The organism is Variovorax sp. RCC_210 (assembly GCF_041355175.1).
In the GTDB taxonomy this organism is placed as follows: Bacteria; Pseudomonadota; Gammaproteobacteria; order Burkholderiales; family Burkholderiaceae_C; genus Variovorax.
Genome location: NZ_JBFUPJ010000001.1, coordinates 525,503 through 538,428 on the forward strand (window position 1 = coordinate 525,503; position 12,926 = coordinate 538,428).

Genomic DNA, 12,926 nt, shown 5'->3' on the forward strand with positions numbered 1-12,926 from the left:
CCCCATGATTTCTTCCGAACTCCTTCCGATCTGCATCGCCGGTGAATGGCGCCTGGGCGGCGGCGACGTCTACGAAAGCCTGTACCCCGCCACCGGCGAGCCCATCGCGCGCCTGAAGGCCGCGAGCCTCGCCGACGTGGAAGAGGCCATCACCCGCGCCGACCACGCCTTTCGCACCAGCGGCTGGGCACAGCGCCTGCCGCACGAGCGCGCCGCCGTGCTGCACCGCGTGGCGCAGATCATTCGCGAAGAGGGCGAGTCGCTGGCGCAGAAGCAGCGCCTGGACAACGGCAAGCCCATCACCGAAACCCGCAACCTGGTGGCCAGCGCCGCGGGCACCTTCCAGTTCTTTGCCGCCGCGCTGGAAACGCTCGAAGAAACCATCACGCCCTCGCGCGGCGCTTTCGTCACCCTGAGCGTGCACGAGCCCATGGGCGTGGTCGCGGCCATCACGCCGTGGAACTCGCCCATTGCCAGCGAGGCGCAAAAGCTCGCGCCTGCGCTGGCCGCGGGCAACGCGGTGGTCGTGAAGCCGGCCGAAGTCACGCCTCTGATGGCGCTGGAGCTGGCCCGCATCTGCGAGCTGGCCGGCGTGCCCAAGGGCATCGTGAGCGTGCTGCCGGGCCGGGGCTCGGTGATTGGCGACGCCATCACCAAGCACCCGCTGGTCAAGCGCGTGTCGTTCACCGGCGGCACCACCACCGGCAAGCACATCGCGCACATCGCGGCCGACAAGATGATGCCGGTGTCGCTGGAGCTGGGCGGCAAGTCACCGACCATGGTGCTGGAAGACGCCGACCTCGACCATGCGGTGAACGGCGTGCTGTACGGCATCTTCAGTTCGTCGGGCGAGTCGTGCATCGCGGGTTCGCGCCTGTTCGTGGCGCGCGGCATCTACGACGAATTTCTCACGCGCCTGTCCGAAGGCGCCAACGCGCTGCGCGTGGGCGACCCGGCCTCGGAACGCACGCAGATGGGCCCGCTCATCACCGCGAAGCACCGCGAGGGCATCGAGCGCTACGTGGAGCTCGGCGTGTCCGAAGGCGGCAGGATTCGCACGGGCGGCGTACGCCCGCATGGCGCCGGCTATGACCACGGCTACTTCTACAAGCCGACCATCATCGAAGGCCTGGGCAACAGCGCGCGCACCACGCAGGAAGAAATCTTCGGCCCCGTACTGGTCGCGATGCCCTTCGACAGCGAAGACGAACTCATCGCCCAGGCCAACGACAGCGTGTACGCGCTCGCGGCCGGCGTGTGGAGCCGCGACTTCAAGCGCGCCTGGAAGCTGGGCCGCGCGGTGCAGGCCGGCACCGTATGGGTCAACACCTACAAGCAGTTTTCGGTGTCCACGCCTTTCGGCGGCTGGCGCGACAGCGGCCTGGGCCGCGAGAAGGGCCGCGAAGGCATCTTCCAGTACATGGAGCAGAAGAGCATGTACTGGGGCACCAACGAGCAGCCCCTGCCTTGGGCGAACTGAAAGGCAAGACACACCATGAGCGTACTTGGCATCGACCAGATCACCTACGGCGCGGACGACCTGCCCGCATGCCGCCAGTTCTTCGAGGACTGGGGCCTCGCACTGAAGGCGCAGGCGCCCGACGAACTCGTGTTCGAGTGCCTCAACGGCTGCAAGGTCGTCGTCGCGGCGTCGAACAAGCAGGGGCTGCCGCCCGCGATGGAAGAGGGCCCGACCTTGCGCGAGGTGGTGTGGGGCGTGCAGGGCGAGGCCGACCTCGACCGCTACGCCGCCGCCATCGCGCAAGAGCCGGCCTTCTTCGACACCACCGTCGACGGCGCGCGCCGCATCGGCTGCATCGACCCCAACGGGCTGGCCGTGCGCCTGCAGGTCAGCCGCAAGCACGCGGTGCAAGTGGATTGCGGCGCCATGAACACCTGGAACGCCAAGCCGCGCATCAACCAGGCCGCACCGGTCTACGAGCGCGCCACGCCCATCGAAGTGGGCCACGTGGTGTTCTTCGTGAGCGACGTGAAGGCCACCAGCGCGTTCTACGCACAGCGCTTCGGCTTCGTCGCCTCCGACAGCTACCCCAACCGCGGCGCCTTCATGCGCTGCGCGCCCGAAGGCGGCCACCACGACCTGTTCCTGCTGCAGATTCCCTCGGGCAAGCGCGGGCTCAACCACGTGGCCTTCACGGTGCGCGACATCCACGAGGTGTTCGGCGGCGGCCTGCACTTTTCGCGGCGCGGCTGGGAGACGCAACTGGGCCCGGGGCGCCACCCGGTGTCGTCCGCGTACTTCTGGTACTTCAAGAACCCGGCCGGCGGCCTCATCGAGTACTACGCCGACGAAGACCAGCTCACCGCCGACTGGCAGCCGCGCGAGTTCGAGCCCGGCCCCACCGTGTTCGCCGAGTGGGCCGTCGACGGCGGCCTCGACGGCCACACGCGCCGCCAGAAGAACGCGGAAGGCCCCAAAGGCGCTTTCCTGACCGAGAAGAAATGACCGCAGACCCCAGCCACCCGACCACCATGCAACGACGATTCCACCTTTCCGTCCTGTTCGCCGCACTGACTGCATTCACCGCGGCCGCCCCCGCGCACGCGCAACAGAAGACCGATGCGCAGAAGCAGCTCGCCAGCGAGCGCTTCACCCTCATCTCGCCGTTCCCGCCCGGCGGCCCGGTCGACACGCTGGCCCGCGTGCTGTCCGACGGCCTGGCCAAGCGCTACGGCCAGGCCGCCGTGGTCGACAACCAGGTCGGCGCGGCCGGCAACATCGGCATGGAGAAGGTCAAGCGCGCCAAGGGCGACGGCCACACGCTGCTGGTGATTCCGGCGGGCAACGTCACCATCAACCCGACGCTGATGCCCGCGTTTCCGTTCGACATGGCGAAAGACTTCGTGCCCATCACCATGCTGGCCAAGGCCCCCAACGTGCTGGTGGCCTCGCCCTCGTCGGGCATCAGGAACGCGAAGGAACTGGTGGCGCAGGCCAAGGCCAGGCCCAACACGCTGTCGTACGCCTCGCCCGGCGTGGGCAGCGGCCTGCACCTGGCGGGCGAGCTCTTCAAGCAGCAGGCCGGCATCGACATGCTGCACGTGCCCTACAAGGGCACGGCGCCCGCGCTCAACGACGTGCTGGGCGGCTCGGTGCCGCTCATGTTCAGCAACCTGCCGGCGACGCTGCCGTTCCTGAAGCAGGGCAAGCTGGTGGCCATCGGCATCACCGAGGCCCATCGCAGCGCCGCGGCGCCCGACATTCCCACGCTGGCGGAGCAGGGCATCCAGGGCGTGTCCGTCACCTCGTGGTACGGGCTGATGGCGCCCAGGGGCACGCCGCCCGCGGTGGTCGAGCAGCTCGCGAAAGATGCCGCCGAGATGCTCGCGCAGCCCGAGGTGCGCGAGCGCCTGAAGCTGCAGGGCATGACCGACGCGGCCATGAAGCCGGCCGAGTTCGCCAGCTACATCCGCGATGAGACGGCCGTGTGGGCCAGGATCATCAAGGCCCGCAACATCGTTGCCGAGTAAGGACCGCGCCATGAAGACAAGCGAATCCACCATCGGCATCGTCGGTGCCGGCATCGGGGGCCTGGTGGCCGCCATTGCGCTGAAGCGCGCGGGGCACGACGTGGTCGTGTTCGAGCAGGCGAAGCAGTTCGCCCGCGTGGGCGCGGACATCAACCTCACGCCGAACGCCGTGCGCGCGCTCGACGGCCTGGGCGTGGGCGAGGCGGCCCGCGTGACGGCGGCGCGCCCGTCGCACCGCATCAGCCGCACCTACGACACGGGCGAGGAAACCTCGCGGCTCGAAATGGCCGACTCGGCCGAGCAGCGCTACGGCGCGCCGCAGCTCACCATCCACCGCGCCGACCTGCTGGCCGCGCTGGCCGACATGTTCCCGGCGGAGCAGGTCGCGCTCGGTAAGCGCGCCGAGAAGATCACACCGGACTCGCAGGGCGTGACCGTGGACTTCACCGACGGCAGCACTGCCTGCGTCGGCGCGCTGATCGGCGCCGACGGCATCCACTCGTGCGTGCGCACCGCCATGTTCGGCGCCGAGAGCCCGCGCTTCACCGGCATCGTGGCGTACCGCGCCGTGGTGCCGGCCGAGCGCGTGGCCGGCGTGCCCAACCTGGGCGCCTTCACCAAGTGGTGGGGCCCCAACCCGCAAAGCCAGATCGTCACCTTCCCGCTGAACCGGGGCAGGGACATCTTCATCTTCGCGACCACGCCGCAAGACACCTGGCACCTGGAGTCGTGGACCGCGCCCGGCAGCGTTGACGAGTTGCGCGAGCAGTACGTGGCCTACCACCCCGAGGCGCGCGCCTTGCTCGACGCCTGCGACACGGTACTGAAGACCGCGCTGTACGAACGCGACCCCATGCCCGCCTGGACACAGGGCCGCATGGCGCTGCTGGGCGACGCGGCGCACCCGATGCTGCCCTTCATGGCGCAGGGCGCGGGCATGGCCATCGAAGACGCGGTGGTGCTCGCGCGCCACCTCGAGGGCGTGGCCATGGCCGACGTGCCCGCCGCGCTGAAAGGCTTCGAGCGCGCCCGCATCGAACGCGCCAGCCAGGTGCAGCTCGGCTCGCGCGGCAACAACTGGCTGCGCGAAGGCGGCAACGCCGACTGGGTCTACGGCTACGACGCCTGGAGCGCCCCACTGGGTTCACTGGGCGCGCCTGCCCATGCGGCCGCGGCGCCCGCCTGAGCACCGATTCATTTCCCCCTCACCCCACGGAGGCCCCCGATGCAACAAGACCGCTACCTGCAACCGCACCAGGCGCGCCAGCGCCCCGCGACCACCTACGAAGACCTGCTGGGCGACGTGATCGAACGCGCCTTCGCCGACGGCATCCACGACCTGCCCGGCCTGGTGCAGCGCCTGAACGACAGCGGCCTGGCCACGCCCGGCGGCCAGCCCTGGACCGAGGCGCTGTACCGCAAGGAAATGGCCGCGCTGGCCGCCTGAGAGGAACCCCCATGACCATCGCCATCCACCCCGCCGCGGCCGCGCATGCAGACCCGGTCGACCACCTGCTCGAGATCGGCCTGAAGGATCTCTGGTATCCGATCTGCCCCTCGCACTTCATCAAGGAGAACCCCGTTTCCCTGCGCCGCCTCGGCCGCAAGATCGCGCTGTGGCGCGACGGCGAGGGCGTGCTGCACGCGCTGGAAGACCGCTGCCCGCACCGCGGCGCGCCGCTGTCGCAGGGCGTGATCCTGGGCGACCGGCTCTCGTGCCCGTACCACGGCGTGGAAGTGCGGCACGACGGCGTGGTCACCCGCGTGCCCGGCAGCCCCGGCTGCAAGCTCGAAGGCTCCCAGGCCACGCGGCACTTTCATGTGCAGGAACGCGCGGGCGCCGTGTTTCTCTACAACGCGAAGGAGCCGGTGGACGTGCCGCCGCCGCTGGTGCTGCCCGAGCAGCTGACGGACGACGCCGAGTACGGCGCCTTCCTCTGCTACACCGAGTGGAAGGGCGACTACCGCTACGTGCTCGACAACGTGATGGACCCGATGCACGGCACGTACCTGCACAAGCAGTCGCACTCGATGGCCGAGGGCGACTCGAGCGCCAGGTTCGGCATTCGCGCCACCGACACCGGCTTCGTGTTCGAGAAGGAAGGCCAGCGCAACGTCAACTTCGACTGGACCGAGTGGGCCGACACCGGCATCCACTGGATGCGCCTCGAAATCCCGTACCCCAAGACCGGCGGCCCCGGCGGCAACTTCATCATCGTGGGTGCGTTCTCGCCCATCGTGAAGGGCATGACGGCCACCTTCTTCTGGCGCGTGCGCAAGCTGCCCAACGACTGGCAGCGCGACACCTGGCGCTTCCTGTACAAGAACCGGCTCGAGGCGCGCCACTGGCACGTGCTGGAGCAAGACCGCGTGATGCTCGAGGAAATGGAGGCCGACGCCAACCAGCACGAGAACCTGTACCAGCACGACCTGGGCATCGTGCGGCTGCGGCGCCACATGCGCAACCTGGCGGTGGCGCAGCTGGCCGAATCAGCATCGTCGAACACGGCCGAAGCGGCCACGGCCTGAGCGGGGAGCGAGCGCAGCCATGTCTTCCCCCACGCTCAACGCCCTCGTGCACACCATGCGCTACGAGGCCGACGGCATCGTGAGCGTCGAGTTTCGGCCGGCCACGCCGGCCGTGGACTTTCCCGCCTTCGAGGCCGGCTCCCACATCGACCTGCACCTGCCCAACGGCCTGGTGCGCAGCTATTCGCTGTGCAACCCCGCGAGCGACCGCCAGCGCTACGTGGTGGGCGTGCTGAACGACCGCAAGAGCCGCGGCGGCTCGCGCTACGTGCACCAGCAGCTGCGCGTGGGCATGACGCTGCCCATCTCCGCGCCGCGCAACAACTTCAAGTTGCAGGAGGGCGCCGAGCGCTCGGTGCTGGTGTCCGGCGGCATCGGCGTGACGCCCATCTGGAGCATGCTGCAGCGGCTGGTGGCCATCGGCCAGCCGGTGGAGCTGGTGTACTGCGCGCGCACCCGCAAGGAGGCGGCCTTCTGCGAAGCCATCGAGGCGCTGGCGAAAGACAGGCAGGTGCAGCTCACCTGGCACTTCGACGACGAGCGCGGCGCGCCGCCGCAACTCGCCGCGCTGCTGGCCGGCAAGGGCGCCGACAGCCATTACTACTGCTGCGGCCCCACGCCGATGCTCGATGCCTTCGAGAAGAGCTGCGAGCAACTGGGCTATGCCAACGCCCACATCGAGCGCTTCGCGGCCGTGCAGGTCGAAGCGCCGAGCGCCACGCAAGGCTGCGTGGTCGAGTGCGCGAAGAGCGGCAAGAGCGTCGAGGTGCCGGCGGGCAAGTCGATTCTCGACAGCCTGATCGACGCCGGGCTCAACCCCGACCACAGCTGCAAGGAAGGCGTGTGCGGCGCCTGTGAAACAGCGGTGCTCGAAGGGGAGGTCGAGCACCACGACGGCATCCTCACCAAGATCGAGCGTGCATCGAACAAGACCATGATGATCTGCGTGTCTCGCTGCAAGGGCGAGCGGCTGGTGCTGGACATCTGAGGCCTGCGGCCAGAGACAACTACCTCTCGAACTTCAATGAAAAAACTCGTACTCGCGCTGGCTTCGGCCAGCGCGGCTGGCGGAGCGCTGGCCCAATCTTCCCTCACGCTCTTCGGCGTGGTCGACGCCGCCGTCACCTACACGCAGGGCAGCGGCAACGGCTCGGCGCACAAGACGCAGCTGAGCAACAGCGGCAACATGTTCAGCCGCCTGGGCTTTCGTGGCACCGAAGACCTGGGTGGCGGCTACTCGGCCAACTTCTGGCTGGAGATGGGCCTGCAGAACGACAGCGCGCAGGGCTTTCCGTCGAACTCCAACAACCAGGCCAGCGGCAACGGCACGTCCGGCGTGCTGAGCTTCAACCGCCGCTCCACCGTGAGCCTGGCGGGCGAGTTCGGAGAGCTGCGGCTGGGGCGCGACTACGTGCCGGCCTTCTGGAACACGGCCATCTTCGACCCCTTCGGCACGGGCAGCGGCATCGGCGCCAACCAGCTGTACTTCTCGGGCCTGGGCGGCCTGGTCGCACCGACCGGCACGCGCGCATCGAACAGCGTGGGCTACCTGCTGCCGGCCAGCCTCGGCGGCTTCTACGGGCAGGTGATGTACGCCATGGGCGAGAACGACTCCAGTTCGGTGCTGCCGAACACCCTGGTGTCGAACCGGCACGACGGAGACCACACCGGCGCACGCCTGGGCTACCAGAGCGGCGGCATCAACATCGCGCTGGCCACCGGCCGCACGCGCTACGCGAGCGGCGACCTGCGCGTGACCAACCTGGGCGCGGCCTACACCTTCGGCCCCTCGCTGATGAACCTCAAGCTCACGAGCGAGCTGTACAAGGAGTCGAAGGGCAGCACCGACGCGAAGGGCGCGCTCATCGGCCTGCAGCTGCCCATCGGGCCGGGCGAGATCAAGGCGTCTTACGCGCGCTACCGGCTGGAGCCGGCAGGCGCGCTGCTGAAGCCCACGTCGTCGAAGCTGGCCATCGGCTACGTGCACAACCTGTCGAAGCGCACGGCGGTGTACGCCACCCTCGCGCGCATCAGCAACAGCAACGGGGCGACCGCGGCGCTTTCGGGCGCCATCACCGCGCCGAACCGCGCGTCCAGCGGTGCCGAGTTCGGCATGCGCCACATGTTCTAGGCGCCGCGCGCGCACACCCACACCGGCAGCAAAGACCATGCAGAGCAGCAACAGCAAGAACCTTCGTTGGTACGGCGTGATCACACTGTTCGTGATCGTCGCGATCTCCTATGTGGACCGCATCAACATCGCGGTGCTCATCACCGATAAGGCCTTTCTCGACCACGTCGGCATCGCCGCGAGCGACCGCGTGCGCCAGGGCTTCCTGGCGACGGCGTTCATGCTGGGCTACGGCGTGTCGGCCTTCGTGCTCACGCCGTTCTGCTCGGCGTTGTTCGGGGTGCGGCGCAGCCTGGTGTACGGGCTGGTGCTGTGGGGCGTCGTGACATGGGCCTCGCCGCTGTTCCACAGCTACGGGCTGCTGCTGGCCTCGCGCATCCTGCTGGGCGTGTCGGAGGGGCCGCTGTTTTCGCTGGCCTCGGCGTACATCAAGGCGCACTTTCGCAACGACGAGAACGGCAAGCCCAACGCCTTCGTGAACATGGGCACGGGGCTGGGGCTGGCGGTGGGGTATCCGCTGGTGGGCTACCTGCTCACGCAGTTCGCGTGGGACACCTCCTTCCACGTGCTGGGCGTGATGAACATCGCGCTGGGCATTCCGCTGGTGCTGGCCTTCGTGCGCATGCCGCCCGCCCATGCCGACGGCGCGAAGCCGTCGTCGTTCGGCGAGGCGATGGCGCGCGTGGGCGGCATCGTGCGCGGCGCGCTGCACACGCGGCACCTGTTCCTCATCACGCTGCTGACCTCGGCCGCGCTGGCCTACCTGTGGGGCAGCAGCAACTGGCTGCCGACCTACCTGCGCGAGGCGCGCGGTTTCTCGCTGCGCGAGATGGGCTGGCTGGCCTCGCTGCCGCAGTACGCCACCGTGCTCGCGGTGTTCGTGGGCGGCGTGCTCATCGACAAGGTGGGCCGCGAGCGCGTGCCCTTCATCTTCATGGGCGCGAGCGCGGGCGTGGCGCTGTCGGTGCTCATGGCCATCAACGCGCGCGACCCCTATGCCGCCGCCTGCTGCCTGGTGGCGGCCAACTTCTTCTGGGGGCTGCAGAGCCCGGCCATTCCGAGCACGGTGCAGTACTGCTCGCGGCCCGAGCACACGGCCAGCGCCTTCGGCGTGACCAACGGCGCGGGCAGCCTGGTGGCGGGCTTCATGCCGGTGCTGATGGGCGGGGTGATCGCGGCGGTGTCGCACGGGTCGGCAGCATCGGCGTCGGCCGGTTCGGCTGTGTCATCGGCGGCCTCCGCTTCGGGCTTCTTCGCGGGCTTCGCGCTGCTCATCGGCACGCAGGTGGTGGTGTTCGGGTGCGGCTTGCTTCTGTGGTGGCGCGACCGCGCGCGCAGTGTCGAAGCAGTCTCAGGTTCACAGCTTTCATAGCCATTTCGAAGGCTTGTACCTTCGTACTGTGGCCGCGCGGTCACAGCGCGCACCACCGGTTTCCGTCATCTGCGTGAGCAGGTGTTTCGGCGCTAGAACCATCTTCATACCGCCGGGCATGCATCGCGTGCCATGACGCCATTCGGGCTATGGCGCGCGAACATTTGGAGAGAGAAAAGTTCCGCGATTCATTGAGCCGACTTGTTCGTTCAGCTAAAACTGGCGCACTTCAATGGACGAGGGAATGCGCGTGAAACCAACGAGAAGAGCCGCAGAAAGTCTTGCCATGGTCGCGATGAACATCACCTTCATCGCGCGTTCCGAAGGTGCCGCAGCCGCACGGTTGCGACGCACCGAACCGCTTCACGGGCACTGAGCCCGCGCAGCGCTCCGCACCCCCACGCCACCGCTTTTTCTTCGAACCCCGCATGTCGACGGGTATGGAGCGGCTCGCCCCGCGCATCCTGGGACCGCCTGTTTTCAAGGCGGTGAAACCGGCTGCGACCGCGCTGTCCTGACGAACCTCGTGTTCGCCGGGAGGACGCCCTGTCGCCCGCATTTTTCAGCTGTTCATTTCATCACCGCGCGCCTTGCGCATCGCCGGCTATCCGCTGGTGCATGCGGGGCGGCGCATGTTTCTTCTTACCCAGAGTACCCAGAGGCGATCATGAAAAAACTCAGTGCACCTGTTGGCTTCAAGCATGCAGTCTTCCACCATGTTGCCATCACCGCGGTGGCCCTTGCCGTGCTGACGGCATGCGGCGGCGGTGGAGACAGCGGCGGTGGCGCGTCGCTCGGCGGCACGGGCGTGGGCCTTTCGGCACCGTCCGATGCGGTGGCCACGGCGCCGTCGTCCGACAGCACCAGGAAGTCGCCGGACGATGGCGTGCCCGCCGTGGCCAATGTGGCGGACGCCGCAGTGGCTGCTGTGGACCGTTCGGCCAAGCCCATCGAGCTGCCCGACACCGTCTGGCCCAGCAACTACAAGCTGTGGTTCCGCCCCGATGCCGCGCTGAAGACCTTCACCGGCCGCGGCGACGTCGAAATCGAAGTGCTCAAGCCGGTCGACGCCATCGTGGTGGCCGCGCACAACCTCAACTTTGCCAAGGGCCGCACCACGCTGCGCAAGGTGTCGAACCCCGGAGAAGCGATCGCGCTCATTCCCACGCCGCAGACGCTGGGCGACTTCGTGCAGCTGCGGCTGAACGACGGCCAGATCGCCAAGGGCAAGTACCTGCTGCACATGGAGTGGGACGGCAAGATCCAGTTCTCCGACGCGGAATACTGCCCGCCCGCCGAAGTGGCGCGCAACCCGTTCTGCTCGGCCGCCACGGGCATCTTCAAGGTGGGCCTGTCCACGCCCGAAGGCGTGAGCAGCGACGCCATCGTGACGCAGGGCGAAACCAACTACGCGCGCCAGTGGTTCCCGGGGTGGGACGAGCCGGCGTTTCGCCACACCTTCGAGATTTCGGCCGAGGTGCCGGGCGACTGGAAAACGGTGTCCAACGGCGCGCAGCTGTCGGCGGTGAAGCTGCCCGACGGCTACCAGCAGGTGTCGTTCGAGAAGACGCCGGTGATGCCCATGTACCTCACCTTCTTCGGCGGTGGCAAGTTCGACGTGCTGCCCGACAACTTCAAGAACCCGCTGGACGGCAGCGACATTCCGCTGCGCTGGTTCACGCCGCCGGGCCGCTCCACCTGGGCCACCTTTCCGATGGAGTGGACCAAGGTGGCCATGGACTATTACTACAAGTACACGGGCATCCCGCTGCCGATCAAGAAGTTCGACACCATCGCCGCGAACGACAGCTACGACAACAAGCCCAACACCGGCTTCGGCGGCATGGAGAACTGGGGCGCGATCTTCGAGTTTGCCGACGCGGTGCTCACCAAGCCGGGCGACAAGCCCACGCTGTACTCGGTGACGGTGGTCACGCACGAAATCGCGCACCAGTGGTTCGGGGACCTGGTCACGCTCGACTGGTGGGACAACGTGTGGCTCAACGAGTCGTTCGCGCGCTGGTTCGAAAGGCGCACCACCATCAAGTTCCACCCCGAGTACTACAGCTTTTCCGACTTCGTGCTCGACAAGCACAGCGTGATCACGGCCGACCTGCGCAGCACGGCCGTGCCGGTGCAGCGCAACCTGAACGACGCGGGCTCCTTCGGCTTCATCAGCCCGTCGATCTTTGTCTACAACAAGGGCAGCCATGTGCTGGAGACCATCCAGAACTACATCGGCGAAGAGGCGATGCAGAAGGGCCTGCAGATCTACCTGAAGGACTATGCCTTCGGCAACGTGACGCCCACGCGGCTGTGGACCTCGCTGGAGAAGGCCAGCGGCGGCAAGAAGGTGAGCGAGATCGGCGACAGCTTCATCCGCCAGACCGGCATTCCGCTGCTCACGGTGGACGCGCAGTGCGCGGGCGACCGCACCTTCGTGAACATCGCGCAGGAGGCCTTTCCCAACCAGAACCAGTTCCCGGCCTCGACCTGGGCCATTCCCGTGACGCTGGCCTACGGCGACGCGATGGAGCAGCGCAAGACCTTCGTGATGAACACCAACACCACGCAGCTGGAGCTGCCGGGCTGCACCGCGGTGCTGGCCGGGCCGACCGGGCAGGACTACTACGTGAGCAACTACAGCGCGCCCTCGTGGAGCGCGCTGCTGGCCAAGGCGCAGAGCCTGGCGGCCAACAAGCCGCTGCTGCTGAACATCGAGCGCGACGCCTCGCGGCTGCTGGCGGTGGGCCGCATCACGCAGGCGCAGTACGACCAGATCAAGGGCGTGGTGAACCTGCCGGCGCCGCTGCTGGCGAAAACCCAGGCCAGCGAGCAGCAGCGCGTGGCGGTGGACGCGGGCGCGCAGAAGGAGGAGTACCCGCACGCGCTGCGCTTCCAGGGCAGCCTGAAGCTGCGTGACAACGAGAAGCGCTGAAGGCCAAGGCCCCTCCATCGACGAACCAGAGGATTCATCCATGAACACTTCATTCAGATGGCTGGCAGTGGCGGTTGCGGTCGCCGCCGCATCCATGGCCGGTTGCGGCGCGCCCGGCGAACCGGAGGCGCAACTGGTCGGCGTGTACGCCGTGAAGCAGGGCGGCGCGCTCAAGGAGCTCGTGAAGATCGAGCGGCAGGGCGATCGCTACGTGATGCGCGACAAAGTGCGCACGCCCGAGTGGAGCGAGCCCAAGATGCAACTGCTGCCGGTCACGCGCGAGCGCTGGCGCAGGATCACCACCGACAGCGCCGAGACCGCCTTCGTCGGCGTGTCCAGCGAGCAGCTGGCCATCTTCAAGGTGGCGCCGGGCTGGCGGAAGAACAGCTTCAAGACCGAAACGGGCTATTTCCTGGTCTATTCGCAGGGGCCGGTGGAAGCCTTCAAGCTCTGACGCGCGGCAA

Annotated in this window: 11 protein-coding genes; all 11 read left to right on the forward strand. The window is 67.9% G+C overall.

Annotated elements, in window-relative coordinates:
- The first annotated feature begins 4 nt into the window (after positions 1 to 4).
- The gene (locus AB6807_RS02610; RefSeq protein WP_371083391.1) at positions 5 to 1,480 is read left to right on the forward strand and encodes an aldehyde dehydrogenase; all 1,476 of its coding nucleotides are present in this window, start codon (positions 5 to 7) and stop codon (positions 1,478 to 1,480) included.
- A gap of 15 nt (positions 1,481 to 1,495) precedes the next feature.
- The gene (locus AB6807_RS02615; protein WP_371083392.1) at positions 1,496 to 2,467 is read left to right on the forward strand and encodes a VOC family protein; all 972 of its coding nucleotides are present in this window, start codon (positions 1,496 to 1,498) and stop codon (positions 2,465 to 2,467) included.
- 26 nt (positions 2,468 to 2,493) lie between these two features.
- The gene (locus AB6807_RS02620) at positions 2,494 to 3,492 is read left to right on the forward strand and encodes a Bug family tripartite tricarboxylate transporter substrate binding protein (RefSeq protein WP_371084140.1); all 999 of its coding nucleotides are present in this window, start codon (positions 2,494 to 2,496) and stop codon (positions 3,490 to 3,492) included.
- Between the two features lie 10 nt (positions 3,493 to 3,502).
- Entirely contained in the window at positions 3,503 to 4,678 is a 1,176-nt protein-coding gene (locus AB6807_RS02625; protein WP_371083393.1) for an FAD-dependent monooxygenase, read from the forward strand.
- A 39-nt stretch (positions 4,679 to 4,717) separates the two neighbouring features.
- The gene (locus tag AB6807_RS02630; RefSeq protein WP_116908677.1) at positions 4,718 to 4,939 is read left to right on the forward strand and encodes a recombinase-like helix-turn-helix domain-containing protein; all 222 of its coding nucleotides are present in this window, start codon (positions 4,718 to 4,720) and stop codon (positions 4,937 to 4,939) included.
- Between the two features lie 11 nt (positions 4,940 to 4,950).
- A complete protein-coding gene (locus AB6807_RS02635; RefSeq protein WP_116908678.1) occupies positions 4,951 to 6,021 on the forward strand; it encodes an aromatic ring-hydroxylating dioxygenase subunit alpha in 1,071 nt (356 codons plus the stop codon).
- 19 nt (positions 6,022 to 6,040) lie between these two features.
- Positions 6,041 to 7,009 carry a 2Fe-2S iron-sulfur cluster-binding protein gene (locus tag AB6807_RS02640; RefSeq protein ID WP_371083394.1) on the forward strand — a complete coding sequence of 323 codons (969 nt, stop codon included), beginning with the start codon at positions 6,041 to 6,043 and terminating at the stop codon, positions 7,007 to 7,009.
- A gap of 36 nt (positions 7,010 to 7,045) precedes the next feature.
- Positions 7,046 to 8,152 carry a porin gene (locus tag AB6807_RS02645; RefSeq protein ID WP_371083395.1) on the forward strand — a complete coding sequence of 369 codons (1,107 nt, stop codon included), beginning with the start codon at positions 7,046 to 7,048 and terminating at the stop codon, positions 8,150 to 8,152.
- Between the two features lie 37 nt (positions 8,153 to 8,189).
- The gene (locus AB6807_RS02650) at positions 8,190 to 9,524 is read left to right on the forward strand and encodes an MFS transporter (protein WP_371083396.1); all 1,335 of its coding nucleotides are present in this window, start codon (positions 8,190 to 8,192) and stop codon (positions 9,522 to 9,524) included.
- A 667-nt stretch (positions 9,525 to 10,191) separates the two neighbouring features.
- Entirely contained in the window at positions 10,192 to 12,462 is a 2,271-nt protein-coding gene (locus AB6807_RS02655; protein ID WP_371083397.1) for a M1 family metallopeptidase, read from the forward strand.
- Between the two features lie 40 nt (positions 12,463 to 12,502).
- Positions 12,503 to 12,916 carry a hypothetical protein gene (locus tag AB6807_RS02660; RefSeq protein WP_371083398.1) on the forward strand — a complete coding sequence of 138 codons (414 nt, stop codon included), beginning with the start codon at positions 12,503 to 12,505 and terminating at the stop codon, positions 12,914 to 12,916.
- Positions 12,917 to 12,926: the final 10 nt, after the last annotated feature.